Genomic DNA, 26,326 nt, shown 5'->3' on the forward strand with positions numbered 1-26,326 from the left:
GATCAGGCCTTGTGAGATGGGCTGAGCCTAGGCCCGTTTTATGCGAAACCCAAGGGGGCTGAGCAGCGACCAAAGGAGACAGGGCGCAGGGCTCTGCCTTGCCTTACCGGTCTTTGCCCGGATTGAAATCCGATCCGGCCCACAGATCAAATACCTTGCGCATCACTGTCGGCAGATCCTGGGGGCGAAAGTCATGCCGCGACAGCAGCTCCTGCCCCGGCAATAGGTTATGTCCCATGGGCAGCTCTGCCAGTTTGACCTGCAGGATCAGGTGGAAATGAGTGAAGGTATGGCGCACTTCGCCACCCAGGTCCTGCCACTCCGCCGCAAAGGGCGGGTGCGGTGCTGGGGCCGCGTTCCACTCCGATCCGGGCCAGCCCAGCATGCCCCCCAACAGCCCCTTGTCGGGACGGCGCTCCAACAGCCAGGCGCCATCGGCACTGCGGGCCAGATAGGCCACACCCAGCCGCGTTGGCTTGGGCTGCTTCGGGGTCTTCTTTGGCAGCTCGGGGGCGGTTCCGGCAACCCGGGCCAGGCACGGGCTGCGCCAGGGGCAAATGCCGCAGGCAGGATTTTTAGGGGTGCAGATGGTGGCGCCCAGATCCATCACCGCCTGGGCATAATCGCCGGGACGCAGTGTCGGCGTCAGGAGGCCGGCCTGCTCTTTTAGCACCGGTTTCACCGCAGGCAGTGGATCATGGATGTCATGAAGCCGTGCCATCACCCGCTCTACATTGCCGTCGAGCACCGTTTCGGCACGATCAAAGGCGATCGAGGCTATGGCGGCGGCCGTATAGGGGCCAATGCCAGGCAGTTTCAGCAGCGCCTCATAGCTGTCAGGAAAGCAGCCATCCAGATCCTGTGCGACCACGCGGGCGCATTTCAGCAGGTTGCGGGCACGCGCGTAATAGCCAAGGCCGGCCCATTCGGCCATCACCTGGGCGTCCTCAGCAGCGGCGAGATCCTGCACGCTTGGCCAGCGCTGGGTAAAGCGTTGAAAATACTCCGTGACGGCGGCAACCGTGGTCTGCTGCAACATCACTTCGCTGAGCCAAACCCGATAGGGGTCGGGGCGTTGGCCACGGGCGCGATCCGCCGGAGAGACCCGCCAGGGCATCGCACGGGCGTTGTGGTCGTACCAGGTCAGCAACTGCTGGTTCAGGGCAGAGCTGTCCTCCACTTTTGGGGGTTTGTCCAAATCACGCATTCTTTACCCCTTGCTATCGTTGTTTTGATGACCACGTTACAACGACCCTTTACAATAGGGGGACCAGTCACGCAAAACCAGATTATGGCATTCAGACGCAGTACCACACGCGGGTTCTCCCGCACCTCCCGGCTCCTGTCGGATCAGATTCGCAAGGCAGGCGAAAGCCGTGGCTTTGCGGTGTCGCGTCTGCTCACCCATTGGGAGGAGATTGCCGGGGCTGATATTGCGGCGATTGCCCGGCCAGTCAAGGTTGGTTATGGGCGCAGTTCCTTTGGCGCCACCCTGACGGTGCTGACCAATGGCGCCAATGCGCCAATGCTGGAGATGCAAAAGGAACGGCTGCGGGAAAAGGTGAACGCGGTCTACGGCTACAATGCCATCTCCAAGGTTTGGATCACCCAGACGGCCCCTACCGGGTTTTCCGATGGCCAGGTGGAATTCACACATGCCCCCAAGGTGCAAAAGCTGGCGCCGGTTGATCCCCAGGATCAGGCCGAGGCCGCCCAGGCTGCCGAAGGGGTTGAAAACGACGATCTGCGCGCCGCGCTCGAACGATTGGGGCGCAATGTGCTGACAAAAAAGAAAACTGAACGAAAGAGGTATGAATGACCCGTCTTATGTCTGGTGTTTTTGCTGCGGTGGCGCTTGCTGCCGGGGCCTATACGGTCAACGGCTACAACAGCCAAACCCGCCTGCCCGATCTTCCCCTGGTGGGGGCTGCCTCTGCACAAGAGGCCGAGGTTGACACCTCGACCATCACCGAAATGGTCATCGGTGCCGAAGATGCTCCCGTCACCCTGATCGAATATGCGTCCTACACCTGCATTCACTGCGCCAATTTCCACAAGGGCGTCTATCCGCAGCTGAAGGAAAATTACATCGACACCGGCAAGGTCAAACTGATCTACCGCGAGGTCTATTTTGATCGCTACGGTCTCTGGGCGTCGATGATTGCGCGCTGCGGTGGGCCTGAAAAATTCTTTGGCATCAGCGATCTGATCTACAAAGGCCAGTCCGATTGGACCCGCGCAGGTGGCGCAACTGAGGTCATCGATGCGCTGCGTAAAATTGGCGGCATTGCCGGGCTGGATAAAGACAGGGTTGAGGCCTGCCTGCAGGATGGCACCAAGGCACAGACACTGGTGGCCTGGTATCAGGAAAACGCGACGGCGGATGGTGTGGAATCAACCCCCTCTTTTGTCCTGAACGGCACCAAGGTCGCCAATCAGTCCTATGAGCAGTTCAAGGCCCTGATCGACGCCGAGCTGGAAGACTAAAGCGCTTATATCAAAGTGACTATGTCAAAGCCCGGGGGAAACCTCGGGCTTTGTTTTTTAGTGCTGTAGGGTGGTATCCTTGGCAACCCGCTAAGGCGCCGGGGCAATTGCCTTGAGCTGATCCATCAGCGCCTGATCATTGGCGATCTTCAGTCGCACCGGCAGGGTGATCACCTTATGGCGGAAACTTGAGGGCAGGCGCACTGCGTCTTTTTCTGTGGTGACCAGCTGAGCGCCGCGCATCTTGGAGTCGGCCTCCAACCGGGTCATCAACGCGGTGGACAGCGGCTGGTGATCATCCAGCGCCTCGGCGTGGATGATCCGAGCACCAAGGTCGCGCAGGGTATCGAAAAATTTTTGCGGATGACCAATGCCCGCAAAGGCAAGAACCGGAGTGTCCTTCCAGGGCATCCCCGTCTGCAGCGGCTCCAGCGCGGCCTGGACATGGGGCAGGTCTTGCAGGCTGGGCGACCACTGAGCGGCAAAGCGCGCTTGGGCGGCTGCATCACCGATGGAAAGCAGCAGATCCGCCCGGCGCAGGCCAGGCTGCACGGGCTCGCGTAGGGGGCCGGCGGGCAGGCAGCTACCATTGCCAAAGCCGCGGGTGGCATCCGCCACCACAATCGACAGATCCTTGATCACACTCGGGTTTTGAAACCCGTCGTCCAGCACGATAACCGTGGCGCCCGCCGCCTCGGCGGCTTTGGCCCCTGCGGCGCGGTCGCGGGACACCCAGACCTCGCCAAAAGCAGCCAGCAGCAAGGGCTCGTCGCCGCAGTCCTGTGCCCTGTGGGTGCTGGGGTCAACTGCCACCGGTCCCTGCAAGGTGCCACCATAGCCGCGTGTGATCACATGTGGATCATGACCCATGGCCCGCAGTGTCTCCAGCAGCCAGATCACGGTGGGCGTTTTGCCAGTGCCGCCGGCGTTGAGATTGCCGACACAGATCACCGGTACGCGGGCCTGGTACCCAGGCCGGCGCAGTCGTCTGGCGGTGGCGGCGGCGTAGACCCAGCCCAGTGGCGCCAAAACCAGGCGACGCAGATCAAAGGCTTGCGGGGGTTTGTTCCAGAACTCAGGAGGTCGCATCTTGGTCCTCGCGCAGGTCCAGGATGTCCTGAACTCTGTCTATCAGCTGATCGGTCATTTCTGCGCCTTCGGTCACTGCGGTCCAGCCGGCCAGTGCCCGTTTGGCCGCCATGTCCGGCGCGGAGAGATGGATCACCATCTTGGCCAGTGCCTGGGCGGTTTTGACCTGCTGCGTCGCCTTGAGCGGTGCAAGCTGGTCATAAATTACCCTGTGATGGCCGGTGCCCGGCCCGTGCAGAACAACCGATCCCAAAGCCAGCGCATCCAGTGGGTTTTGCCCCGGCATATCCTGAATCAGGCTGGAGGCGAGCAGGGTAATCGGGGCGAGCCGGTACCAAAGCCCCAGGTGGGCGCTGTCTGTGATCAGGATTTGGGTGTAGTCGTTGAGCTCTTCCCCGGCGTCCCAATCGGCGCATTGCAGACCACTGGCCTGCACCAGATTTCGGGCGCGGGCGCGGCACTCGGGGTTGTCCAGGGCGATAACCAACAGCATCCGATGCAGCAGCCGCAGCGCGGTGCGATGTGCGTCCAGTAGGGCGGGCAGTTCCTCCAGCTGGGCGCGGGCTGCCAGCCAGACGGGGCGGCTGCCAAGATCCTGTTGCAGGGTGCTCAGCGCCTCCTGATCGCAGCCCGGCGGCACGGTGGAAAGCCGCAGGCGACTGGTCAGCAGGACCTGCTCTGGTGACATCTGTCCGCCGCGTAGCAATTGGCTTTGTACGGATTTTGAAGGGGTGAAAACCGCATCAAAGGTGCTAAAAATGCGATGGCGCTGATCTGGTAGCCAGCGCAGCTTGCGGGCGGGCATTTCACTGTCCAGAATATCTACCAACAGTGCAGAGCCTCCCTGCTCGCGCAGCTGCCGCAACAGCCCCCGGCGCAGGTCGCCGCCGGCCCAGAGGCACAGATCGGGACGCCAGTGGCTGAGAAAGGCCTTGGCCTCGCTGGTTTGGTCACCTGGTAGCGGTCCGAGCATAAAATCACAGCCGTCAAACCCGGGAACCGCGCCCATTTCGGCTTCCCAGGTGGCCAGGACCACCAGATCCGGGCGCATCGCCTTGAGCCGCTGACCAATGTCACAAAGTGCCAGAAAGCGCTCAATGCTGGTGGCATGCACCCACAGAATTTCTCCCGCAGGTCGGGCAGGTGCGGCGAATGTATGCGGCTCTGTCATTGTTGCCCAGTCATATCTGCTGCGAGGAGGCCATTACCGGTCATTGCCCTGCAATGCCGGGACCTTTTGGGTCCAGGGCCTGCAGCAGTTCAAGATGCGTTGCAGGGGTTGCGGCGACAACCCCGTCCAACAGGGGCGTTGGATTGTTGAACAGCAAAGGCTTGTTCAACCGGTCGCTGATCACCCCCCCGGCTTCGCGCAGGATGAGATCACCAGCGGCAATATCCCATTCCCAGCTGCGCCGCAGGGTCAGCATGGCGCTATAGCCACCATCCGCCACCCGGGCCAGCCGATAGGCCAGCGAGGGGCGATAGCTGCGGTGAAAGGCGGGTGCGGCGCCTCCCAGCCAGTGCTGCGATGCTAGGTTTGGCTTGGCGGTGAGCACCTTTGTGGTACTCAGCGCCGCAGGCGCCGCCACACGGATGGGGGCGCCATTGCAAAAGGCGCCGCCGCCCTTGGCAGCGGTATAAAGCAAATCCCGTTGCGGCAGGTAGATCACCGCCGCAGTGATCTCACCACGATCTGCCACCGCCAAGGAATGCGCCCAGGTGGCGGAGCCTTCGGCAAAGCTGCGGGTGCCATCAATGGGATCAATGATGAAAACCCGGTCTTTGCTCAGCCGGGCGGCGCTGTCCTCGCTTTCCTCAGACAGCCAGCCGTAGTCAGGCCGCGCCTGTGGCAGCATGGTTTCGAGCATGGCATTGACCGCCAGATCGGCCTCTGTCACCGGGCCCTGGCCGTCGGGTTTTTCCCAGCGCTGCGCGGTTGGGCCAGAGTATTTGAGCGCGATTTCACCCGCGGCCCTGGCGGCCTGGATCAGGAGCGTGAGGTCTTCAGCTGCCGGCAAGGGTCATTCCTTCGACCATGAGCGAGGGCACCACCCGCGACAGGTAGCTGCGGGCGTCATTTGCCGGGGTAAGTGTTTTCAGCATGTCCCGCAGATTGCCCGCGATGGTGCATTCATTCACCGGATAGGCGATTTCGCCGTTCTCGACCCAATAGCCCGAGGCCCCACGTGAATAATCGCCGGTATTGGGATTGATGGTCGAGCCAATGAGCGATGTCACCAGCAGACCGGTGCCCATGCCTGCGATCAGCTGCTCGCGGCTGTGCTGGCCAGGGGTCAGCGCGATGTTCCAGTTCGACGGTGACGGAACAGAGCCAACACCCCGTGCCGCATTGCCGGTGCTTTGCAGGCCCAGTTTGCGGGCCGAGGCCAGATCCAGGGTCCAGCCGGTCAGGACACCATCCTGAATGATGGCGCGTCGCTGGGTGGGCAGGCCTTCACCGTCAAAGGGGCGCGACCCGGAAATCCGGGCGCGATGGGGATCCTCAATGACGGACAGTGTTTCTGGCAGGATCTGTTCGCCCACCGCGCCCTGCAACCAGGAGGATCCACGGGCGATGGCGGCGCCGTTGGCGGCGGAGAGCAGATGGCCAATCAGCGAAGACGAGACCCGTTCGTCAAACAAGACCGGGTAGCTGCCGGTCTTTGGCCGACGGGCGTTGAGCCGCGCTACGGCGCGCTCACCTGCGAGGCGGCCAATGTCTGTCGCACTGCGCAGGTCGTTCTGAAAAGTGCGGGAATCGCCATCATAGTCGCGCTCCATCCCGGCGCCGGTTCCGGCAATCCCGGTGCAGGACAGCGACCGGCCGGTGCGCTGGTAGCCGCCCGCAAAACCATTGGAGGTGGCCAGATAGATGCTGTGGTGGCCATAGCTGGCCCCTGCTGCCTGCACCTGGCTGATGCCCTCAATGGCGGCGCAGGCGGCTTCGGCTGCTAGCGCATCCTGTTGCAGGGCTTCTGGTGCGGGCTCGGCGCTGGGATCGCACAGCTCCAGCGCGTCCAGATCCCAGTTCTGGGCCAGCTGATCGGCGCTGGCCAGACCGCTATAGGGATCCTCGGGGGCCTCGCGGGCCATGGCCACGGCGCGTTCGGCCATGGCGGTGAGGGTTTCCGGGCGGCTGTCAGAGGAGGACACCTGCGCCTGACGCTGACCTACAAAGACCCGCAGCCCCAAGTCAGTGCCTTCTGAGCGTTCTGCATGCTCAAGTTTGCCTTCGCGCACCTCGATGCTGAGAGAGCGGCCCTCGGTGGCCATGGCATCGACGGCATCGGCGCCGGCACGTTTGGCGGCGTCAATCAGGGCGTGGCAAAGCGCTTGGGGAGACTGGGTCATGGGCACCTACTGAATTTGGATTGCAACAAGAGCTAGCCAGACCGGCGTGCTGCCGCAAGGGTGTGGCACAAAAAAGGGCCGCGCGGGGCGGCCCTGATTGCTTATTTTTTGCCGAACAGGCGCTTATTTGATGCGCTGACCATTGGCGAGGATCTGACCGTCCTCGGAGACCTTGATTTCCGATGTCAGGGTGTCTTCACCTTCGCCGGGAACGCCAAACATGCCCATCATCATCCGCGCGCCCATGGCATCGCTGTCGCTGACCAGTCCCATTTTGATCAGGTTGTCGATCAGGCCATTGGCGCCTTCCAACTTGATATTGGCAGTGCCATCGGGAGCAGGCATACCATCAAAGGTCACCAGGTCTTCGTTGTTGAAGGTAAAATCACCAGTGCCGGTCAGCTTGGCGCCAGCGGCGGTTACCAGCAGTTGCTTGATGGTGACGGCGTTGAATTCACCCGGTTTTTGAGCGCCACGTTCCATGGCTTTCATCGATTCTGGGTCGAACATGTCAAACAGCAGTTTGCCCTTGCCGGCCAGATCCAGCACAATTGTTGCCGGATCATGTGGCAGGGTGCCGGTGGGATCAACCATGCCCCACAGCATGTCAGGAACCGCAAAATCACGCAGGGTGATGCCAAGGCCAAAATCCTGCTCTTCGTCAGACTGGCTTACTGGCATCAACAGTTTGAAGCCGGCTTCCGCCATGGTGAGTGCCAGCGGGAAGGGGATTTCCGACCCGGAGACATCTACCGAGATATCTTTCTGACCAACGTCATAGGACAAACCGTCCTTGCTCATGGTGACGCCAAAATCGCCGCCCGCAGAGGTGCTTTGCATGTCAAAGCTGTCAGATCCGGTCACCGAAATGGCACTATTGCCGCCGGTATAGGCGAGCTTTGCATCAATGCTCAGACCCGCCTTGATCAGGTCAGCCATCTCCGGGCTGTCCAGACCGGATGGAATGGTGCTGACGGCCGTGCCTGTGATGTCGCTCATGCTGCCTGTGATGGTGCCGGCGTCGTCGGAATCCGGGTCTTGGAAAGCGATGTCATAGGCCAGTTTTGCCATCGACTGGGTTTGAGTATAGCTACGCTGACCATCAATCTGCATCACAGTCTTGGCGACCATATCGTTGATCACCACGGAGGCTTTCAAGGCATCCGCAGGCATCTCTTTGCCGTCGCCGATGATTTGGCCCAGTGTCAGGCTGGCCTGACCTATCGCATAGTCATAGGTCATAGCAGAGGTATCACCCGAGACCACCATTGGGCTGCCGTCATGGGAATACAGGATCTCAGCCGAGAATTTTTCGCCATCGTCTTCCCCGGCAAAGGTCATCGGGAAATCTTTGGGCAGCATCACATTGACTGTGCCATCACCATTCTCGACAAACTGGATCTCGGGCATGGTCACGCCGCCGGTGCCGTCCTGTTCGGGCATGGGCATTGTCATCGAGATATCGCTGACGGTGAGCACATTGCCGGACTGGCTTTCGGTGCCGGTCACGGTGTAGCCCGTGCCTGTCATATAGGCTTTCCAGTCCGACCAGACATCCTGGGCGCTGACGTCAGCAAATGCGCCTTGGGCGGAGATAATCAAAACCGCAGCAGCGCCCGTGCCGCGCGCGAGGGAAACTGTCATAGGATAACCTTTCTGCATATAAGCAAATACAATGGCCCATATGGTCAACTGCATGTCTTTACCCGTCAAGGTGCCAAGGGCTGGACCGTTCCCCCTAAGCAGTTTACCACATTTGGAATTAGAGGACTTGGAGATTTAGTTGATGGATATCAAGGGCAAAACAGTTGTCATCACCGGTGCCAGCCGTGGCATCGGGGCGGATGCGGCGCGCGTTTTTGCGCAGGCAGGTGCCAATCTGGCCTTGCTGGCAAGGAGCACCGATAGTCTGGCAGCCCTCGCTGAGGAGCTCGGCGGAAACACGCTGGCCTTTGCCTGTGATGTCTCTGAACCCGCAGCGGTTGCAGCCGCACTGCAAAAGGTACATGCGGATTTTGGCAGCATTGACGTCTTGATCAACAACGCTGGCATCATCGATCCGATCGCCCGAATCGAAGATGCTGACCCGGCGGCCTGGGGCCAATTGATGGATATCAACATTAAGGGCGTTTTTAACGGCATCCATGCGGCCTTGCCGTTGATGAAATCAGGGAATGGCGGCACCATCATCAATATCGGCTCCGGTGCGGCCTATAGTGCGCTGGAAGGCTGGAGCGCCTATTGCACCTCAAAGGCGGGTGTTTTGATGTTGACCAAGGCCCTGCATCTGGAGGAGGCCAGCAACGGTATTCGCGTACTCAGCCTGTCGCCGGGAACCGTGGCCACCGAGATGCAGCGCAAGATCAAGGCCAGTGGGATTAACGCGGTTAGCCAGCTTGACTGGAATGACCATGTGCCAGCGGAATGGCCCGCCAAGACCCTGCTGTGGATGTGCAGCTCGGATGCGGATGAATTTCTCGGCGATGAGGTCTCATTGCGTCTCGACCTGATCCGTCGCCGGGTGGGCCTGCTATGATCAATCTTGATATATCCGAGGCGGGGCTTTGGACCGTCACCATTAATCGGCCGGAAAAGGCCAATTCGCTGACCTCAGATATGCTGGAAGAGCTTGTCGATATCGCGACCCGGGCGCAGGCGGCGCGCGGGTTGATTCTTACCGGCGCTGGCAAGGTCTTTAGCGCAGGTGCCGATCTGGACGAGGCCCGCGCCGGGCTGGCGACCTCCACCGTTTGGGAACGCCTCTCGGCGGCGCTAGCGGCGGTGCCATGTCTCAAGATTGCGGCGCTGAACGGCACCCTGGCGGGGGGCGCCAATGGTATGGCGCTGGCCTGCGATATCCGTTTGGCGGTGCCTGGGGCAAAGGTCTTTTATCCGGTGATGAAGCTCGGCTATCTGCCCCAGCCTTCGGATGCCGGGCGCATGGCTGCGCTGATCGGTCCGGCCCGCACCAAGATGGTTCTGGCTGCTGGACAAAAGATCGAGGCGCCAGAGGCCTGCGCCTGGGGGTTGGTGGATCGTTTGGTGGCCCCAGAGGATCTGATGGCACAGGCGCAGGCCTTGCTGGCGGATTCGCTGGCGGCCAAGCCTGAAATCGCCAGCGGTATTCTGGAGATGTGCCAAAGCTAAAGCTCGGAAGCGCGGGCCTCGTCTTTTGTATGGTCCTTCGTTAGGTGCGCAGGCAGAGAGCCCTTCTGAAGTCAGGAGGCCAAAAGCGGGAAAGAGGCCGGGATGGATCAGGAACGGGTATGGGATGCGGTGGTGATCGGTGGCGGGCCTGCGGGGCTGATGGCTGCCGGTGAGCTTGCAGCCCAGGGCCATAGGGTGCTGCTGGTTGAGGCCAAGCCCTCATTGGGGCGCAAATTCCTGATGGCGGGGAAATCCGGACTGAACCTGACCAAGGATGAGCCCCTGGCGCAGCTGTTGCCACATTTTGGCGCTGCCGCTGCATCCTTGGCGCCGATCATTGCGGCGTTTGACGCTGCTGCCATTCAAGACTGGGCGCGGGGCTTGGGTCAGCCCTTGTTCACAGGCTCCACTGGTCGGGTCTTCCCTGAAAAAATGAAAGCCTCGCCGCTGTTGCGCGCCTGGTTGGGTGAGCTGGATAAACTGGGCGTGACCCAGCAGACCCGCTGGCGCTGGACCGGTTGGCAGGGGGCTGATCTGTGTTTTGACACTCCTGACGGGGCGCAGCAGGTCAAAACGCGCTGCACGGTGCTGACGCTGGGCGGCGCCAGCTGGGCGCGGCTGGGCTCGGACGGGGGCTGGAGTGAAATTCTTGTGGCGCAGGGGGTTGGCCTGGAGCCATTCAAACCGGCCAATGCGGGCCTACTGGTCGATTGGTCTGCGCACGTGCAGGGGCAGTACGGCCAGCCAGTGAAAGGCGTGAAATGGCAGGCAGGCAGCAGCGCGTCGCGCGGTGAGGCGGTGATCTCGGCGCGTGGGCTGGAGGGCGGCGGGATCTATACCGTCAGCGCTGCGGTACGCGATGGCGCGGATCTGAGCGTGGATTTGCTGCCGGATCTATCCGCTGGAGAAATCACCAAGCGCCTGTCGCGCCCCCGTGGCAAGGCCAGCCTGGCCAATCATCTGCGCCGCAGTTTGAAACTGGGGGTGGCCCGCACCGCCCTGTTGCATGAATTTGGCCGCCCGCTGCCGCAGGATCCGGGGGATCTGGCCGCATTGATCAAGGCGCTGCCGGTGAACCATGCGGGCCTGCGTCCCATGGATGAGGCAATCTCCACCGCTGGTGGGCTCAGTTGGGCAGAGCTGACGCCGGATCTGATGCTGGCCAAACGTCCCGGTACATTTTGCGCCGGGGAGATGCTGGACTGGGAGGCCCCCACCGGGGGCTATCTGTTGACGGGTTGTTTTGCCACTGGCCGTTGGGCTGGCCAGGGCGCCGCGCGCTATCTCGCGGCCCAGTAACAGGCCCAGTCACAACTGGGTCGGCGCAACTGGGCTGGGGGGCGGCTATGTCTTGGTGAGGGCCGCAACCCGCTGATGCGCCGCCCGCCCACGCATGGCCTTGCCGTAGTCCAGCATCGCTTGGTTATCCACTGGAAACTTGGCGCCAAAGGCCCAGCTCAGGCAATGGGTCAGAACGATATCCGCCAGGGTGAAGTTTTCCCCCAAGACAAAGGGGCCTTTGATCAACGGCGCGATTCGGTTGAGGTTGCGATTGAATTCCCACATCAAGCTGGGTTTCACATCTGCCACGCGCTGGTCCTTGGGTAGGGCAAAGCTGTGCCGTGCTGCTGTCCACAACACCGCGTCCAGCTCATCCAGAAACCGCTGGGTCATGGCATCTTGCTGGGCCCGCGCCAGCGTGCCGGCCGGCGCTGTGAGGCCCCCGTGTTTGTCCGCTAGATAGGTGATGATCGCGGTGGAGTCGGTCAGCACCGCGTCCCCCTCAATCAGGGCAGGCACCTTGCCCGAGTCCGTTACTTCCAGGATCTCGGGGCTTTGTGGCAGGGCCGGGATCAGCTCATAGGGCTGGCCCAGTTCTTCCAGGGCCCACAGCACCCGAAAGCTGCGTGTCATAGGTGCGCCGACAACTGTATACATGATGGTCTCTCCCTCTTGGACGTTGGCGCCAAGATGAAGCCTGGGGGCGAGAGGTCAAGGCTGGAAAGGAGATGTGACGCAGCGCGTACAGCCTTAGCGGGCGCGGCCCAGCATCGACAGTCGGATCAACGCACGTTCCATCAGCGCCAGGGCCGGCGCGGTTTGCCCGGCTGAGCGCAGCATAAGGTCGGTGTCTGTCAGGATTGTCAGGCCCCGTTGCAACCGATCGGCGCCCCAGTTTTGCGCCTGGCGCAACACCCTGTCGCGGCGCTTGCCATAGAGCGGCGGGCGCAAACGGCCAATACCCTGCGCCGGACCGCCGGGATCGGCGGCAACAGTGTAAAGTGTGCGAAAATGGCGGGTGGCGCCAATACACAGTGTTACTGCATTGGTGCCTTGCGACTGTAATCTACTGATCAAGGGGCCAATTTCGGCGGTGCGTCCCTCGGCCACCACGTTGAGCACATCATCCAAGGCCGCTTCGGTGGACTGTGGCGCCACCGCCTGGATATCCTCCAGTGACAAAGGCGCAGTGTCGCCATGTTTATAAAGCGACAGCTTGTCGATCATCCGCGAGAAATCCCCGGGGCCAATGTCATTGGCAATATCGGTCAGCGCCAGCATGCTGTCATTTGGCACATCGCGGATCTGCGCCGCCCCCAGGATACGCTCAATCTCAGCCCGCGAGGGGGGATCGTCATAGATACCGGTGGCATAGGCATTTGAGTGACTTTCAAACCCCTTGCGCAGCTTTGAGGTGGCTTTGAGCTGGCCGGCGGTGACGATAATCTGCGCGTCTCCCGGTTGCCATTCTTCGAGTGCGGCCAGGATCGCCGGGGCGGCGGTGTCGTTGGCCTCTTCTACAAAAACGGCGCGGGCGCCGGGGAAAAAACCGACCGCCTTGACCGCATCCAGCAACTGCGCGGGGTCTTTGCGCAGCTCGCTGCCCGGCATCCGGGCAAGGCGCATTTCTTCATCTGCACCAGGCCCCAGCAGGGCCGCGAGCATCTGCTGGCGCTTTAGCGCTACCCGCATGGCATCGGCACCATAGATCAGCAGCCCGGTCTTGGAGGGATCCGGGCGTTGGCAATAGGCGTCGGTGTCACGCGGCGAAAGCTTCATTCGGCGGCTGTGGGGGCCAGATCCGCTGAGGCCAGCAGGCGGGCAGAGATCTGATCCGCCAGAATGCGCATCAGGCGCTTATAGGCGTCGCGCTCCCCGGCAAGGGTTTCAACGGTTGAGCCAGTGGCAGAATAGCCGGTGAAGTTGGTCTCACTGCCGCTGGCCACCACCACCCCATCCGATTTTCGCGTCAGGCTGTAGCCCGCAGCGCCGATGATCGAATAGCGGGTGATCGAGTTGTCAGCGGTGATCGCCTGGCCGTCGGTTCTGGTCGTCAGGGTCAGGTCAAGTTGGTAGGCGCCACTGCTGGCGCGTCCCAGACGCTGTTCCAGATCCCGCACCAGGAAATAGGCGTTCTTGTCGCCAGTCGAATCGGGCAGGTCAGGAAAGGTGATATCCACCTCTCCATAGAGCGCATCCCCGGTGCCCCCCGGTGCATGCACCGGGGTAAAGCCACAGGCACTGACCACCACAGAGGCGGCCAGCGTTAAGATCAGCAAAGACTGTTTAAGCAACGACATTGACGATACGACCCGGCACCACGATGACCTTTTTCGGGGCGCCGCCATTCAGCGCCTTTTGTACAGCTTCGTGTGCCAGGGCGATTTTTTCAACCTCTGCTTTGTCGAGATCAGCCGCCACGGTGATTTCCCCACGGCGTTTGCCATTGATCTGGATCGGCAGGGTGACGCTGGCCTCGACCAGCATCGCCTCATCCGCAACCGGCCAGGGCGCTGTGGTGACCAGACCGGTCCCGCCCTGGTGAGCCCAGATGTCTTCGGCCAGGTGCGGCACCATGGGGGACATCAGCTGCGCTAGCACCATGATGGCCTGTTTCTGTGCCGCTTGCCCCGCCTTGGATTTGGCCAGGGTATTGGTGAAGCCATAGAGCCGCGCGATTGAGGCGTTAAAGCCAAAGCTTTCAATGCCAAGGGTCACGTCGCGGATGGTTTTATGCATCTCACGCAGCAGGTCTTCGTCGCCCTGACCAGCTGTTCCGGGCTCCATCGCGGCAATCTTGTCGCAGAGATTCCAGACCCGGTTGAGGTGCTTGTAGGAGGCCTCGGCGCCGGAGGCGGTCCATTCCACGTCCCGTTCGGGGGGCGAATCGGAGAGGACAAACCAACGCGCAGTGTCGGCGCCGTAGGACGAGATGATCGACAGCGGATCGACGACGTTGTTCTTAGACTTCGACATCTTGGCCGACGGGATGATTTTCACCTCGGCGCCGCTCTCTTTCAGGAAGGCGCCACCGTCGCGCAGCTCCACCTCTTCGGGGTAGTGGTAGACCGGTCGGCCATTGGCCCCCGTGCTTTGATAGATCGCATGGGTCACCATGCCCTGGGTGAACAGCGCGTCAAAGGGCTCTTCGCAGCCATCCGGCAGGTGGCCGCAGATCTTCATCGCGCGGGAAAAGAACCGGGCATAGAGCAGGTGCAGAATCGCATGTTCGACGCCGCCGATATACTGATCCACATTCATCCAGTATTTGGCCTCGGGCAGAATCGTGGGTGTTTTGGCATTTGGCGCGGTGAAACGGGAGAAATACCACGAGGAGTCCACAAAGGTGTCCATGGTATCGGTTTCGCGCCGGGCAGGTTTGCCACAGGCGGGGCAGGCACAATCGCGCCAGCTGGGGTGACGATCCAGCGGGTTGCCCGGCACCGAGAAATCAATCGCCTTGCCGTCTTCGTCATAGGGCAGGGCGATGGGCAGGTTTTCTTTCTTTTCCGGTACCACGCCGCAATCGGCGCAATGCACTACGGGAATCGGGCAGCCCCAATAGCGCTGACGCGACAGCCCCCAGTCGCGCAGGCGGAACTTGGTGACGCCCTCGCCCCAACCGGCCTTTTCGGCAAAATCAACGGTGGTGTTGATGGCTTCTTCGCCGGTGGCCTCGGTGAGACCGGCAAAATGGTCAACCCAGCGGACTTTTTCCGATTTGGCAGGCACCAGGGCCTCGTTTGCAACCGGTGTTGCGTCTTCCAATGTGAAGAAGGCGTTTTTCACCGGCAGATCGTATTTGCGGCAGAAATCCAGGTCGCGCTGGTCATGTGCTGGGCAGGCAAAGATGGCGCCGGTGCCGTAGTCCATCAGGATGAAATTGGCGATCCAGACCGGCAGTTCCCAGTCCGGGTTCAGCGGATGTTTCACCCGGATGCCGGTGTCGTAGCCCAGCTTCTCCGCGGTCTCGATGGCCTCTTCGGTGGTGCCGCCCTTGCGGCATTGTGCAACAAACTCAGCCACTTCAGCGGATTTCGCTTCGAGCTCTTTGGCAATGGGGTGATCGGGCGAGATACCGACAAAGGACGCGCCCATCAGGGTGTCTGGGCGAGTGGTGTAGACGTCAATCGGGTCACCGCCATCTGTGCGCTCAAAGCCAAACTGCAGACCGCGGGACTTGCCGATCCAGTTTTCCTGCATCAGGCGCACCTTGGCGGGCCAGTTGTCCAGCCCGTCCAGCGCGCTCAGCAGCTCTTCGGAATAATCAGAGATCTTGAAGAACCACTGAGTCAGCTCGCGCCGTTCCACCAGCGCGCCCGAACGCCAGCCACGGCCGCCTTCGACCTGTTCGTTGGCCAGAACGGTCATATCAACCGGATCCCAGTTCACCACGGCGTTTTTGCGGTAAACCAACCCCTTGTCGAGGAAATCCAGGAACAGTGCCTGTTGCTGGCCGTAGTAATCTTCGTCACAGGTGGCAAATTCACGCGACCAGTCGAGCGACAGGCCCAGGGGCTTCATCTGCTCTTTCATCGCGTCGATATTGGCGTAGGTCCAGTCCTTGGGGTGGCCACCGCTGGCCATTGCAGCGTTTTCTGCGGGCATGCCAAAGGCATCCCAGCCCATTGGGTGCAATACGTTATGTCCGGTGGACATCTTGTAGCGCGCCACCACGTCGCCCATGGTGTAGTTGCGCACATGACCCATGTGCAGCTTCCCCGATGGGTAGGGGAACATCTCGAGCACGTAGTATTTCTCTTTGCCAGGTATGCGTTTGGCCTCAAAAATACCGGCCTCATCCCAGGCCTTTTGCCATTTTTCTTCGATTTTGGTGGCAGCGTAGCGCGACATCACGACAGGTCCTTTAAGAATGAAAACGCCGGGTGGTGACCCGGCGCATGTAATACTGTTGTTTTGATCTCTGTTCCAGAGCCGTCGTCGCGGCCTGTCAGAGGTTCTTGTCAGCGATGCGCAACTGGCGGGCGCGTGACAGGATTGCGTCTTCGACGGCGCGGGTGGTCGATGCGCTGACAGGGCGGCCGCCCTTTGTCTGCAGCGAGACATTCAGAGACCGCGCGTCCAGGGCCGGGTCCTTGATGTGAACCGTGGCGCGATAGGAGCGGCCGCTGCCAGGAGGTGTGCCATAGCCGGTTACGATGACGCCGGTGAAGGGGTCAACCGATTGCACTGGCAGGAATTCCAGCACATCCAGGGTGGCATTCCACAGGTAGCGGTTCACCTGGACCTTCTGATCCGGCGTGCCGCCGAACAGATCCCAGATCGATGACTTGCTGCTTTGGGCAGTATCAATGTCATTGTTGAATTCTTGGGGGGCTGTCCCACGGGGACCGGTTCTGTCAGAGCGCCCGCCACAGGCTGCTAATCCAAGGCACACAACTCCGATAAGAGTTGTCTTTACTATCTTATGCAGTGTCATCGTCACTCCCGGCGCCAGTATCTTGCCGCACTCCTACCGTATCGACGGGTTGCGGAGCAAGGGGTTTAGCGATCTGCGCCAGCTTCCAGCGAATCGTGCGGGCGGACAGTTATATATGGGGCACAGCCAATTACGGGCAGGCTGGTTAGCTAGGGCCATGCGCGGACTGTTGTTGATTGTGATACTGCACAGGGCGCAAATCAGGTGGATTCAGAGGGGGAAGAGCCGGGGTAGGCTTAAGACTGTGGCAAAGCTGCACCATCCGAAAGAGCAATGCTGGCTGGCAGTTGGGCCGCTCTTGCCAAAACGGGGGTGAAAAAGCGAAACCCCTTGTCATACCCACACCGGATTCCCCGGTTTGGGCATCAGATTTGAAAACCGAGGGAAAAGACAATGAAAAAGGTTCTCTTCGCGACTACCGCGCTGATCGCCACTGCTGGCATGGCAGCGGCCGAGTTGAACATCAGCGGCTATGGCCGTTTTGGCCTGAGCTACGACAGTGGTGGACCAAATGCTGCTCTGGAAGGTACCGGTGGCTACCCTTCGAATGGTAACGACCGTGCAGTAAACGGTGTTTCCAAAACCAACATCATCAGCCGTCTGCGTCTGCAGTTCGATTATTCGACTGTAACCGACGGCGGTGTTGAACTTGGTGGTCGGATGCGCGCCGAAGCTGACAACGGCAATAACGCACCTCAGGTTATGCTGTGGAGCGCACCGCGTTTCTATGCGACTTACGGCGGCTTCACTGTTGGCGTTGGTAACATCAACGGTGCATTCGAAAACATGGCTGGAACTTACCTGGAAACCCGCGCTGTCGGCGCTGGCCTTGACGGTGCCCAGTTCATGTCTCACGTTGGCAACGTGAACAACGAATACTTCAACTGGGACTACTATGATTCCGATGGCAATGTGACCAACGGTGTAGAAGTAATGTACAGCGCTGGCGGCTTTGGCGGTCACATTTCGTACTCGACCTCTAACGGTGCCGTTGCAATGGACCGTATTGCTGCCAATCTCTCTTACACTTTTGGAGATTGGACCGTAGCTTTGGGTCACCAGTCTTCTGACAACGCTTGGGAAGACAAGACCGCAGTATCCCTTTCCGGTGATCTGGGTCAGTTCGGCGTTCGTGTAGCCTATGCCGACAACGAAGGTATCGACAAGTTCGGCCTGTACGGCAACGTAGAGCTGGGCGCTGCTTCCAGGCTGGTAGCATGGGTCACTTCGGAAGATGCCGTTTCTGCAGCTGACGTAGCTGCTGGCCGTGGTGACAACCGTGACAACGTCGCCGGTTCGAATGGCCAGGAAGGTACCTCTTACGGTATCAACTACTCCTACGACCTGGGTGCCGGTGCATCCTTCGAAACCGGCTACCGCCGCGGTTCGCAGGACAACAACACCTTCCAGGCTGGTGTTGTATTCAGCTTCTAAGTTGAACCACGCTTAGCGTGATTTGGGGCGGGCTCTTAGTTGAGCTCGCCCTTTTCTTTTGCCCTTAACATTTGCCTGCAAACAGTGTTTCTCTCCTCTCCAAACGAAGGATGAGGCCCCATGTCGCTGCAAGACATCAAATCCCGCATAGCCCAAGCCGAAGCCACTGCCGGTCGCGCCGCCGGATCGGTCACCCTGATTGCGGTGTCCAAGGTGCAACCCAACGAACGTGTGGCGGCGGTGCTGGATCAGGGGCAGCGCTGCTTTGGCGAAAACCGGGTGCAAGAGGCGGCGGGCAAATGGCCCGACTTTGCCAAGGAATACGACGATATCGATCTGCATCTCCTTGGCCCCTTGCAAACCAACAAGGCGCGTCAGGCGATGGAGCTGTTCAACGCCATTCATACGCTGGATCGCCCAAAGCTGGCCAAAAGTATCGCACGGCTGGCGCAGGAGCTGGGCCACTGCCCTGATCTGTTCATTCAGGTCAATACCGGAGCCGAACCACAAAAGGCAGGCATCCTGCCGGAGGAGGCCGATGGCTTTGTCGCCGAGTGCCGTGGGCTGGATCTGCCGGTCAAAGGCCTGATGTGTATCCCGCCGGTAGATGAGGCCGCAGCCGATCATTTCACCCAGCTGGCAGAAATTGCCGCCCGCAATGGGCTGGCGGGGCTGTCCATGGGAATGAGCGGCGATTTCGAGCAGGCCATCGCCCATGGGGCAACCCATGTGCGGGTTGGCTCAGCCATCTTTGGCGCCCGCGCTTATGATACGCAAGCCTGACCGAGCCTAAGCCAGATCTGGGACAATCACCCGGCTGCCCGGCTCTACGCGGGCGGCCAGCCACTGTAGATCACGCCGATCAAAGGCGATGCAGCCCTCGGTCGGATATCCCGGACGGCGCCATTGGTGGATAAATATGGCAGAGCCCTTGCCGGGGGTGGCATTGGGCCAGTTCCAATCCAGTATCAGTACCAGATCATACAAAGGGTCGGCCCGGCGCAGGTGCTCGTGGCTGAATCCATAAGGCGCTGTGACCAGGGTGTTGTAGTGGCTGTCGTGACTGTCATCCGACCACAGATCACCGGGGCCAGTCGGCCGGGCCCAGGCATTTGGTCTGGCCATGCGGTCCGGGCGGTACAGCATCCCGACAATGTGGTGCAGCCCGGTTGGCGTGGCCCCGTCGCCTTCGCGCTTGTTGCGCGAGATGCCGCCCTTGCCGATGCTGCAGGGTAACAGCCGTCCGGCAAAGCGCAGCCCGCGCTTGGTCAGCACCAGATCGGCTGCAGAATAGGGCGGTGTGGTGGTCATAACATGTGACCCGATTTGGCGGCCTTGGTGGCCAGATACTGCGCGTTGAAGGCATTTTCGCCAACTTTAAGCGCCACCCGCTCGGTGACCTTGATGCCGGTTTTTTCCATCATCGCGATCTTGTTTGGGTTGTTGGTCAACAGACGCACCTGGGAAAACCCCAGCTCTTTCAGGATGGCAGAGCCAAGGCGGAAATCGCGTTCGTCATCTTCAAAGCCCAGGCGATGGTTGGCTTCCACCGTGTCAAACCCTTGATCTTGCAGGGAATAGGCGCGCATCTTGTTGGCCAGACCAATGCCGCGCCCCTCTTGATTGAGGTAAAGCAACACGCCGCTGCCCGTCGCCCCCATCTGCGCCAGCGCCGCGTTGAGCTGCGGGCCGCAGTCGCATTTTAGCGATCCCAGAACATCGCCGGTGAAACAGGCCGAATGCAGCCGTGCCAGAACCGGCTGGTGTCGATCGGGCCGCCCCACTTCGATGGCGTAGTGTTCTTCGGCGCCATCTTCGGGGCGAAACACATGCAGCCGACCAGCCTCGGCAGCCTGCATCGGCAGGCGGGCGGCAGCGACGGCATGCAGCGGCGAGCTTTGGCTCATCAGCGGTTCAGCGGCAGCCTGCGGCAACAGGGTGAGCCCATGACTGACGGCAAACTGCGCGCCACTCTCAAGCGGCACCAACAATGCAGCGGGCAGCAGCCGCGCCGATTTCACCAGAGCAATGGCCAGACGGTGCAGGGTGGCGGAGCCCTCACGGGCGCTGACCAGGGGGCCTTTCATCGGCGCCTTCAGATCATCCGTCGGATCTGCCAGCGCCTGGATCCAACCCAGATCTGCTGCGTCTGGCAGGTGGATGCGGGCGGTATCGCCATCATAGGCGCGGGCCTTCAGGGTCTCGGCGCGGCGTGCGGTCAGGGCCAGGGTGACCTCTCCCAGCGCCTGCATTTCGCTCAGACGGTCCTGTGACAGGCTCTCGGCGGCGATCGCTAGGGCGGCTTGCCCCTCCTCAATCAGGACGACTGGCAGCCCCATGCGCAGATCTACCCGCGCGCGGGCCAAGAGTTCGATCATGGTGGGCATCAGGCTCATGCGGCAAATCCAGCATTGGGTGACATAAATACCGGCCTTTCCTAGGCTCAATTTCAACAGAAGTGAAATAATTCCTTTGCTACGGACACGACGGCGTGAATGTTTTGCAGCATATCTTGTCCTTTGCAGGGGGGAGGCGCATCTGTCAGTCACGCAAACAGGATCTAGAGGCGGGAGACCAGAACCATGGCGCAACTGAAGAAAATTCTACTGGTGGATGATGACGAGGATCTGCGCGAGGCTCTGAGTGAACAGCTGATTATGACCGAGGACTTTGATGTCTTTGAGGCCGAAAATGGCCAAGGCGCCATGGAGCGCGTGAAAGAGGCGCTGTATGATCTGGTGATCCTGGATGTGGGCTTGCCCGACACCGATGGTCGTGAGCTGTGCCGCCTGATGCGCAAGCAAGGCGTCAAGGCGCCGATCCTGATGCTGACAGGCCATGACAGCGATTCAGACACCATTCTGGGACTGGATGCCGGTGCCAATGACTATGTCTCGAAACCTTTCAAATTTCCGGTGCTATTGGCGCGTATCCGCGCCCAATTGCGCCAGCATGAACAATCCGAAGATGCGGTTTTTGTGCTTGGGCCCTATACGTTCAAGCCGGCGATGAAGATGTTGCTGACCGAGGATGAGCGCAAGATCCGGCTGACCGAGAAAGAGACCAATATCCTGAAATTCCTCTATCGCTCCACCGATGGGGTGGTGGCGCGGGATGTGCTGCTGCATGAGGTCTGGGGCTATAACGCCGGTGTCACCACGCATACCTTGGAAACCCATATCTATCGGCTGCGCCAAAAGATCGAACCGGATCCCTCCAATGCCCGTATCCTGGTAACGGAATCCGGTGGCTATCGTCTGATCAGCTAGCGCCTGTCTTTTTTCCCTCATCCCGCGCATGTCCGGGTTATGATGTGCACCTCCCTGTTGGACTGGGCCGGGCTTTATGCCCGGCCTTTTTTTGCGGCTTTTGGCTCTGTGCGCCCCCAGGGGGGGTGCAAACTGGATTTCACAAAAATCCCGTCTCTGCTCTCTTCTCCGGTCAGCAGCACTGTGATAGCGAGTGGCATACCCCTGCCAATCGGAGCATCTACATGGCTTTTTCCCTTGCGACCTGGAACATTAACTCTGTCCGCCTGCGCGAAGAGCTGGTGCAAAAACTTTTGCGCGAGGAAGGCCCGGATGTGCTGTGTCTGCAGGAGTGTAAAAGCCCGGTGGACAAGATCCCGACACAGGGTTTTGCCGATTTGGGCTACCCCTATATGGTTGCACGTGGGCAGAAGGGATATAATGGCGTCGCCATTCTATCGCGCTTGCCCATCGTGGAAGCCGGGGCTGAGGATTTTGCCAATCTCGGCCATGCGCGCCATATCGCGGGGCGGCTGGAAAATGGCGTGACTGTGCATAATTTCTACGTGCCTGCAGGCGGGGACAAGCCCGACCGGGAAGTGAATGAGAAATTTGGTCAGAAGCTGGATTACCTGAGCGAGATGCGGGACTGGTTTAAGGCGGAGAAGCCTGAAAAATCCATTCTGGTTGGCGATCTCAATATCGCGCCGCGCGAAGATGATGTCTGGGACCACAAGAAAATGCTGAAGATCGTCAGCCACACGCCGGTGGAGGTGGATCTGCTGGCAGAGGTGCAGGAGGCCGGAAGTTGGGCCGATGTGACCCGCGCTGATATTCCTGAGGGGCTGCTGTATAGCTGGTGGAGCTACCGGGCCAAGGATTGGGACGCGGCTGACAAAGGGCGCCGTTTGGATCACGTCTGGGCCACCGGGGACATTCGTCAGGCAGCGCATTCCAGCCGGGTTCTGCGCGCCGCCCGGGGCTGGGAAAAACCCAGTGACCACGCGCCGGTTTTTGCCACCTTTGATCTGTAACGTTCTTGAGGAACGGGGGGCTCCCGCCCGTCGTTTGGGCATCACAGATGCCCGCCTCCCGTTGGGCCCGGCGCCGCGCCAGGGCGCGGCGCGGGTGCGCTGTGTTGAGGTCGGACACCAAGCGTCTTAGGCTGGCGAGAAATGACAGTGGGACCAGGGCGGAGAGAACTCCACTCTTGGTTTCTGTGTTCCGGCGCTCCATATAGGGGCCAAGCTTCAAACGGAGAAGATTGAGACAATGGATATTATTGGCGGAGCGGGCACCGCAGCCCCCGCAGGTGATGTGATCAAGGACGTCGGTGAGGCGACCTTTATGCAGGATGTGATCGAGGCCTCGATGCAGGCGCCGGTCATCGTTGATTTCTGGGCGCCCTGGTGTGGTCCTTGCAAGACGCTTGGACCCGCCTTGGAGGCGGTTGTGACCAAGGCCAAGGGCGCGGTCACCATGGCCAAGGTCAATGTCGATGAAAACCAGCGCCTGGCCCAGGCTTTGTCGCAGCAGGGGTTGCCGTTGCAATCGATCCCAACTGTGGTTGCCTTTGTGGAAGGGCGCCCCATTGATATGTTTCAAGGCAATGTGCCGCCGAGCGAAATCGAAGCCTTTGTGAACAAGGCAATCGAGGCGGGTGGTGGCAGTGCTGACGGTGGCCTGAGCGAAGCCCTGGACGTTGCCGAGCAAATGCTGGCAGATGGTGACGTCGCGGATGCGGCGCAGACCTTTGCAGCAATTATTGGCGAAGATGACAAAAGCGCGGCGGCCTATGGTGGTCTGGCGCGGGCGCATATCGCGCTGGAAGATCTGGACCAGGCCGAAGCGGTTCTGAATGGCGCCCCGGCAGAGATTGCCGATGCCGCCGAGATCGAGGCGGCGCGGGCGCAGATCGAACTGGCGCGACAGGCGGAAAACGCCGGCCCCGTTGCCGAACTGGCAGCCAAAGTTGAGGCCAGCCCAGAGGATCTGGACGCGCGCTTTGAATTGGCGCAGGCGCTGCATGCCGCGGGCGATGCAGAAGCGGCGGTGACTGAGCTGCTGGAGCTGTTCCGCCGTGATCGCGAGTGGAACGACGGCGCTGCCAAGGCGCAGCTTTTCACGATCTTTGACGCGCTGCAGCCCAATGATCCGGTGGTTTTGAACGGTCGCCGCAAGCTGAGCTCATTGATATTTGCCTAATTGGGTCTCTGCCCTACAGTAATAGCCATGATGCATATCGCAGATCTGCCGGACACTATTGCTGTCTTTCCACTGCCCCGGGCGATTTTATTGCCCCGGGCCCGCCTGCCGTTGCATATCTTTGAACCGCGCTATTTGCAGATGTTCGAAGATGCGTTGAAGACCCCGGAGCGCCTGATTGGCATGATCCAGCCCTGCGCAGGTAATGGGAATGCTGAGGCGCTGCAGGCCATTGGCTGCGCCGGACGGGTGACGCAGTTCTCCGAGACCGAAGATGGCCGCTATATGGTTACCCTGTCGGGCCTGTCCAGGTTTCGTATTCTGGGTGAAGTCAGCGGCTTTAGTCCCTACCGGCGCTGTGACGTCAGCTGGACAGGGTTTGACCGCGATCTTGGCACTGCTGCCGAGACGGATACCGAGTTTGACCGTGCCGGTTTTCTGGCTTTGCTGGAGCGCCTCTTTGTGGCCCAGGGGCTGTCAACGGATTGGGATTCTCTGAAAGAGGCCGAAGATGAGCTGCTGATCAACTCCCTGTCGATGTTGCTGGAATTCGAGCCAGAAGACAAACAGGCCTTGCTAGAGGCGCCCTGCCTTGCCACAAGGCGAAAAACCTTGGTGACATTGATCGAGTTTTCCCTAAGGGGCGGCGCAGATGAGGATATCTTGCAATGAGTGATACAAAACCGGTGACCTTTGATCGCCGCATGTTGGAGGCTCTGGTGTGTCCACAAACCCAAGGCACTCTGGAGTATGATGCTGAGGCGCAGGAATTGCTGTCCAGAGCGGCTAATCTGGCCTTTCCAATCCGCAATGGCATTCCCGTTATGTTGGTGGATGAAGCCCGCGCCATTGAGTAGGCCTACAGCAGCACTTTCCTTTTGTTCTCGGCTAGATCGCTCTGGTCGTTTTGTTCTGGGATGAGTGCCGTCGTTTGAAAACTGCCCTGGTTCATGCTGCGGCAAAAGCAGCCGTTGCATGGTTTGGTAAAAAAGGGGGGCTCCCGCGCCCGCAGGTGCCCCTTTGGGGCGCCTTGGCGGCCTTGGGCCCGGCGCTGTGCTTACGCACAGCGGGCGCGCAATTTGGATCGTTGTGGCTTTGACGATCTATCGGCAGTGGTGCCGGCGGTCAGGGTGGCTTTTAGCTACAGCTGTGAAACCCGCGGTGCCGCGCCTTGCCGCTAGGCAAGGCGCTGGGCCCAACCAGATCGCAACACCGCAGATGTTGACGCAATGGGCGGGAGCCCCACCTTGCCGGGGCGGGACGTCAAATGGCTTCACCTTTGAGCAGACGCGGCAATTCGCCGGTCAGCCCGGCAGCTTCGCGCATGAAACCACGTCTCAGACCGGGCAGGCTGTTAACCAGCCCCATCCCCAGATCCCGGCCAAGGCGCAGCAGTGGGTTGTCGTTGGAAAACAGTTTGTTGACCATATCCGTGCCGGCGACAAGCGTGGCTGTATCAAAGCGGCGCCACTGCTGGTAGCGGTCCAGCACCAGCGAGGAGCCCGCATCTTCGCCACGCCGCCGGGCCTCGGTCAGCACCTCCGCCAAGGCACCAACATCGCGTAGCCCTGCGTTCAGCCCTTGCCCGGCAATGGGGTGCATGCCATGGGCCGCATCGCCAATCAGCGCCATCCGGGCGCCTATGAAACTATTGGCGATGGTCAGGTTCAGCGGATAGGTAAAGCGTTTGCCCGCCAGGGAAATCTCGCCGAGAAAATTGCCAAATCGCGGCTTTAGCGCCGTGATGTAATCCCTGTCATCCAGCCCCTGGATCGCCTCGGCCATCTCGGTCTTTTCGCTCCAGACTATCGAAGAGCGATTGCCCGGCAGCGGTAAGACCGCCAGTGGGCCGGGTTCCATAAAGAACTGATGGGCAATGCCGTGGTGCGGCTTTTCGTGATCAATGGCGCAGACCAGCGCGGTTTGGCCGTAGTCCCAGCCTGTACGCTTGATCCCGGCGCGCGCGGCGGTGCCGCTTTTGCGCCCATCCGCCCCCACCAGAATGCCGCCGCGCAGGGTGTCACCACTTGCCAAAGTCAGGGTAACGCCGGTCTGGTCCGTGTCTTGGGCCACCACGCGGGCATCGTTGATCAGGGAAATGCGGTGCTCCTCCTCCAGCGCCTTGAGCAAGGCGCGTCGCAGATAGCGATCCTCCAACATATAGCCCATCGGGCCTTCTTCGATCTCGCGGTGATCAAAATGCACAAAAAACGGCGCCGCCCCTTCGCCGGCATGGCCATCGCTGGCCTTGATTTCCAGCATTGGCTGGGCCTGCTCGGCCACCTGCGGCCAGATGCCAATCTGCGCCAGCAACCGCTGCGAGGCCAGGGCCAGGGCATAGCCGCGGCCGTCAAAGCCTTCATCCTCAAACCCACCGCGTGGCAGGGCGTCGACAACGGTGACGCTATGGCCGGTTTGTGCCAGGGCCAAAGCCAGGGCGGCGCCGTTCAAGCCGCCACCAACGATCAAAATATCGGATGTGTTTTTCATAGCTCGCAATATGCGCCGATTGGCGGAATTGTCCATGGGAGTGGATCAAAAGCAGGCAATTCTCAGCCGCTTTGCGGGCTCGTTTCGTCTCTTCGGGATTGTACCAGTTTGAGCAGAGGGCTACCGTCCTGAAAAATCAAATGGAGGGATGGCA

26 protein-coding genes are annotated in these 26,326 nt (G+C 60.5%); 12 read left to right on the top strand and 14 right to left on the bottom strand.

What is annotated here, in order from left to right:
* Nucleotides 1–103 precede the first annotated feature (103 nt).
* Nucleotides 104–1,207, bottom strand: a complete 1,104-nt coding sequence (gene mutY / locus QZ268_RS11145) for an A/G-specific adenine glycosylase (protein ID WP_295452351.1) — start codon at nucleotides 1,205–1,207, stop codon at nucleotides 104–106.
* Nucleotides 1,208–1,291: 84 nt separating this feature from the next.
* On the opposite strand from mutY, the gene QZ268_RS11150 reads away from it, so the two are divergent.
* Nucleotides 1,292–1,819: a DciA family protein gene (locus tag QZ268_RS11150; RefSeq protein WP_295452354.1), complete on the top strand. Its 528-nt coding sequence runs from the start codon at nucleotides 1,292–1,294 to the stop codon at nucleotides 1,817–1,819.
* A complete protein-coding gene (locus tag QZ268_RS11155; protein ID WP_295452357.1) occupies nucleotides 1,816–2,487 on the top strand; it encodes a DsbA family protein in 672 nt (223 codons plus the stop codon). The genes QZ268_RS11150 and QZ268_RS11155 overlap by 4 nt, the downstream gene beginning before the upstream one ends.
* A gap of 90 nt (nucleotides 2,488–2,577) precedes the next feature.
* On the opposite strand, the gene lpxK is transcribed toward QZ268_RS11155, so the two are convergent.
* The 5 genes from lpxK to QZ268_RS11180 all read right to left on the bottom strand — a co-directional run bounded on the left by lpxK (nucleotide 2,578) and on the right by QZ268_RS11180 (nucleotide 8,571).
* Nucleotides 2,578–3,576: a tetraacyldisaccharide 4'-kinase gene (gene lpxK / locus QZ268_RS11160; RefSeq protein WP_295452359.1), complete on the bottom strand. Its 999-nt coding sequence runs from the start codon at nucleotides 3,574–3,576 to the stop codon at nucleotides 2,578–2,580.
* Nucleotides 3,563–4,747, bottom strand: a complete 1,185-nt coding sequence (locus QZ268_RS11165) for a glycosyltransferase N-terminal domain-containing protein (protein ID WP_295452361.1) — start codon at nucleotides 4,745–4,747, stop codon at nucleotides 3,563–3,565. The genes lpxK and QZ268_RS11165 overlap by 14 nt, the downstream gene beginning before the upstream one ends.
* Nucleotides 4,748–4,787: 40 nt before the next feature.
* Nucleotides 4,788–5,594 carry a 3'(2'),5'-bisphosphate nucleotidase CysQ gene (locus QZ268_RS11170; protein WP_295452364.1) on the bottom strand — a complete coding sequence of 269 codons (807 nt, stop codon included), beginning with the start codon at nucleotides 5,592–5,594 and terminating at the stop codon, nucleotides 4,788–4,790.
* Entirely contained in the window at nucleotides 5,581–6,927 is a 1,347-nt protein-coding gene (locus tag QZ268_RS11175) for a TldD/PmbA family protein (protein WP_295452366.1), read from the bottom strand. The genes QZ268_RS11170 and QZ268_RS11175 overlap by 14 nt, the downstream gene beginning before the upstream one ends.
* Before the next feature lie 123 nt (nucleotides 6,928–7,050).
* The gene (locus QZ268_RS11180; protein ID WP_295452369.1) at nucleotides 7,051–8,571 is read right to left on the bottom strand and encodes a DUF2125 domain-containing protein; all 1,521 of its coding nucleotides are present in this window, start codon (nucleotides 8,569–8,571) and stop codon (nucleotides 7,051–7,053) included.
* Between the two features lie 142 nt (nucleotides 8,572–8,713).
* On the opposite strand from QZ268_RS11180, the gene QZ268_RS11185 reads away from it, so the two are divergent.
* The 3 genes from QZ268_RS11185 to QZ268_RS11195 all read left to right on the top strand — a co-directional run bounded on the left by QZ268_RS11185 (nucleotide 8,714) and on the right by QZ268_RS11195 (nucleotide 11,373).
* A complete protein-coding gene (locus tag QZ268_RS11185; protein WP_295452373.1) occupies nucleotides 8,714–9,463 on the top strand; it encodes an SDR family oxidoreductase in 750 nt (249 codons plus the stop codon).
* The gene (locus QZ268_RS11190) at nucleotides 9,460–10,074 is read left to right on the top strand and encodes an enoyl-CoA hydratase/isomerase family protein (RefSeq protein WP_295452375.1); all 615 of its coding nucleotides are present in this window, start codon (nucleotides 9,460–9,462) and stop codon (nucleotides 10,072–10,074) included. The genes QZ268_RS11185 and QZ268_RS11190 overlap by 4 nt, the downstream gene beginning before the upstream one ends.
* Nucleotides 10,075–10,176: 102 nt before the next feature.
* On the top strand, nucleotides 10,177–11,373 hold the full coding sequence (locus tag QZ268_RS11195; protein WP_295452378.1) for a TIGR03862 family flavoprotein: 1,197 nt from the start codon (nucleotides 10,177–10,179) through the stop codon (nucleotides 11,371–11,373).
* 45 nt (nucleotides 11,374–11,418) lie between these two features.
* On the opposite strand, the gene QZ268_RS11200 is transcribed toward QZ268_RS11195, so the two are convergent.
* The 5 genes from QZ268_RS11200 to QZ268_RS11220 form a co-directional block, all read right to left on the bottom strand.
* Complete coding sequence (locus QZ268_RS11200) at nucleotides 11,419–12,012, bottom strand: glutathione S-transferase (RefSeq protein ID WP_295452381.1); 594 nt, start codon at nucleotides 12,010–12,012, stop codon at nucleotides 11,419–11,421.
* A gap of 93 nt (nucleotides 12,013–12,105) precedes the next feature.
* Nucleotides 12,106–13,134 carry a DNA polymerase III subunit delta gene (holA, locus tag QZ268_RS11205; protein WP_295452384.1) on the bottom strand — a complete coding sequence of 343 codons (1,029 nt, stop codon included), beginning with the start codon at nucleotides 13,132–13,134 and terminating at the stop codon, nucleotides 12,106–12,108.
* Nucleotides 13,131–13,655, bottom strand: coding sequence for an LPS assembly lipoprotein LptE (gene lptE, locus QZ268_RS11210; RefSeq protein ID WP_295452386.1), 525 nt, complete (start codon nucleotides 13,653–13,655; stop codon nucleotides 13,131–13,133). The genes holA and lptE overlap by 4 nt, the downstream gene beginning before the upstream one ends.
* The gene (gene leuS, locus QZ268_RS11215; protein ID WP_295452389.1) at nucleotides 13,642–16,209 is read right to left on the bottom strand and encodes a leucine--tRNA ligase; all 2,568 of its coding nucleotides are present in this window, start codon (nucleotides 16,207–16,209) and stop codon (nucleotides 13,642–13,644) included. The genes lptE and leuS overlap by 14 nt, the downstream gene beginning before the upstream one ends.
* Before the next feature lie 97 nt (nucleotides 16,210–16,306).
* On the bottom strand, nucleotides 16,307–16,795 hold the full coding sequence (locus QZ268_RS11220; protein WP_295452391.1) for a DUF3576 domain-containing protein: 489 nt from the start codon (nucleotides 16,793–16,795) through the stop codon (nucleotides 16,307–16,309).
* Nucleotides 16,796–17,188: 393 nt separating this feature from the next.
* On the opposite strand from QZ268_RS11220, the gene QZ268_RS11225 reads away from it, so the two are divergent.
* Nucleotides 17,189–18,229, top strand: a complete 1,041-nt coding sequence (locus QZ268_RS11225; RefSeq protein WP_295452394.1) for a porin — start codon at nucleotides 17,189–17,191, stop codon at nucleotides 18,227–18,229.
* Nucleotides 18,230–18,349: 120 nt separating this feature from the next.
* Nucleotides 18,350–19,012: a YggS family pyridoxal phosphate-dependent enzyme gene (locus QZ268_RS11230; RefSeq protein ID WP_295452396.1), complete on the top strand. Its 663-nt coding sequence runs from the start codon at nucleotides 18,350–18,352 to the stop codon at nucleotides 19,010–19,012.
* Nucleotides 19,013–19,018: 6 nt separating this feature from the next.
* Here the strand turns inward: QZ268_RS11230 and QZ268_RS11235 are convergent, their stop codons facing one another.
* Both QZ268_RS11235 and ribA read right to left on the bottom strand, forming a co-directional pair.
* The gene (locus QZ268_RS11235) at nucleotides 19,019–19,540 is read right to left on the bottom strand and encodes a L,D-transpeptidase family protein (RefSeq protein ID WP_295452398.1); all 522 of its coding nucleotides are present in this window, start codon (nucleotides 19,538–19,540) and stop codon (nucleotides 19,019–19,021) included.
* On the bottom strand, nucleotides 19,537–20,625 hold the full coding sequence (gene ribA, locus QZ268_RS11240; RefSeq protein ID WP_295452401.1) for a GTP cyclohydrolase II: 1,089 nt from the start codon (nucleotides 20,623–20,625) through the stop codon (nucleotides 19,537–19,539). Before ribA ends, QZ268_RS11235 begins: the two co-directional genes overlap by 4 nt.
* Nucleotides 20,626–20,811: 186 nt before the next feature.
* Here ribA and QZ268_RS11245 point away from each other — a divergent pair, with 186 nt between their 5' ends.
* The 5 genes from QZ268_RS11245 to QZ268_RS11265 all read left to right on the top strand — a co-directional run bounded on the left by QZ268_RS11245 (nucleotide 20,812) and on the right by QZ268_RS11265 (nucleotide 24,539).
* On the top strand, nucleotides 20,812–21,498 hold the full coding sequence (locus tag QZ268_RS11245; RefSeq protein ID WP_295452403.1) for a response regulator transcription factor: 687 nt from the start codon (nucleotides 20,812–20,814) through the stop codon (nucleotides 21,496–21,498).
* A 224-nt stretch (nucleotides 21,499–21,722) separates the two neighbouring features.
* Nucleotides 21,723–22,511 (top strand): exodeoxyribonuclease III, encoded by a 789-nt coding sequence (locus QZ268_RS11250; RefSeq protein WP_295452406.1) that lies wholly within the window; start codon nucleotides 21,723–21,725, stop codon nucleotides 22,509–22,511.
* Nucleotides 22,512–22,749: 238 nt separating this feature from the next.
* A complete protein-coding gene (locus QZ268_RS11255; protein WP_295452409.1) occupies nucleotides 22,750–23,682 on the top strand; it encodes a tetratricopeptide repeat protein in 933 nt (310 codons plus the stop codon).
* A gap of 27 nt (nucleotides 23,683–23,709) precedes the next feature.
* Nucleotides 23,710–24,354, top strand: coding sequence for an LON peptidase substrate-binding domain-containing protein (locus QZ268_RS11260; RefSeq protein WP_295452413.1), 645 nt, complete (start codon nucleotides 23,710–23,712; stop codon nucleotides 24,352–24,354).
* Nucleotides 24,351–24,539, top strand: coding sequence for a Trm112 family protein (locus tag QZ268_RS11265; RefSeq protein ID WP_027242269.1), 189 nt, complete (start codon nucleotides 24,351–24,353; stop codon nucleotides 24,537–24,539). Before QZ268_RS11260 ends, QZ268_RS11265 begins: the two co-directional genes overlap by 4 nt.
* Nucleotides 24,540–24,945: 406 nt before the next feature.
* Here QZ268_RS11265 and QZ268_RS11270 read toward each other — a convergent pair whose 3' ends face one another.
* Complete coding sequence (locus QZ268_RS11270; RefSeq protein ID WP_295452417.1) at nucleotides 24,946–26,172, bottom strand: FAD-dependent oxidoreductase; 1,227 nt, start codon at nucleotides 26,170–26,172, stop codon at nucleotides 24,946–24,948.
* Nucleotides 26,173–26,326: the final 154 nt, after the last annotated feature.

This window comes from uncultured Pseudophaeobacter sp., assembly GCA_905479575.1.
Classification (GTDB): Bacteria; Pseudomonadota; Alphaproteobacteria; order Rhodobacterales; family Rhodobacteraceae; genus Pseudophaeobacter.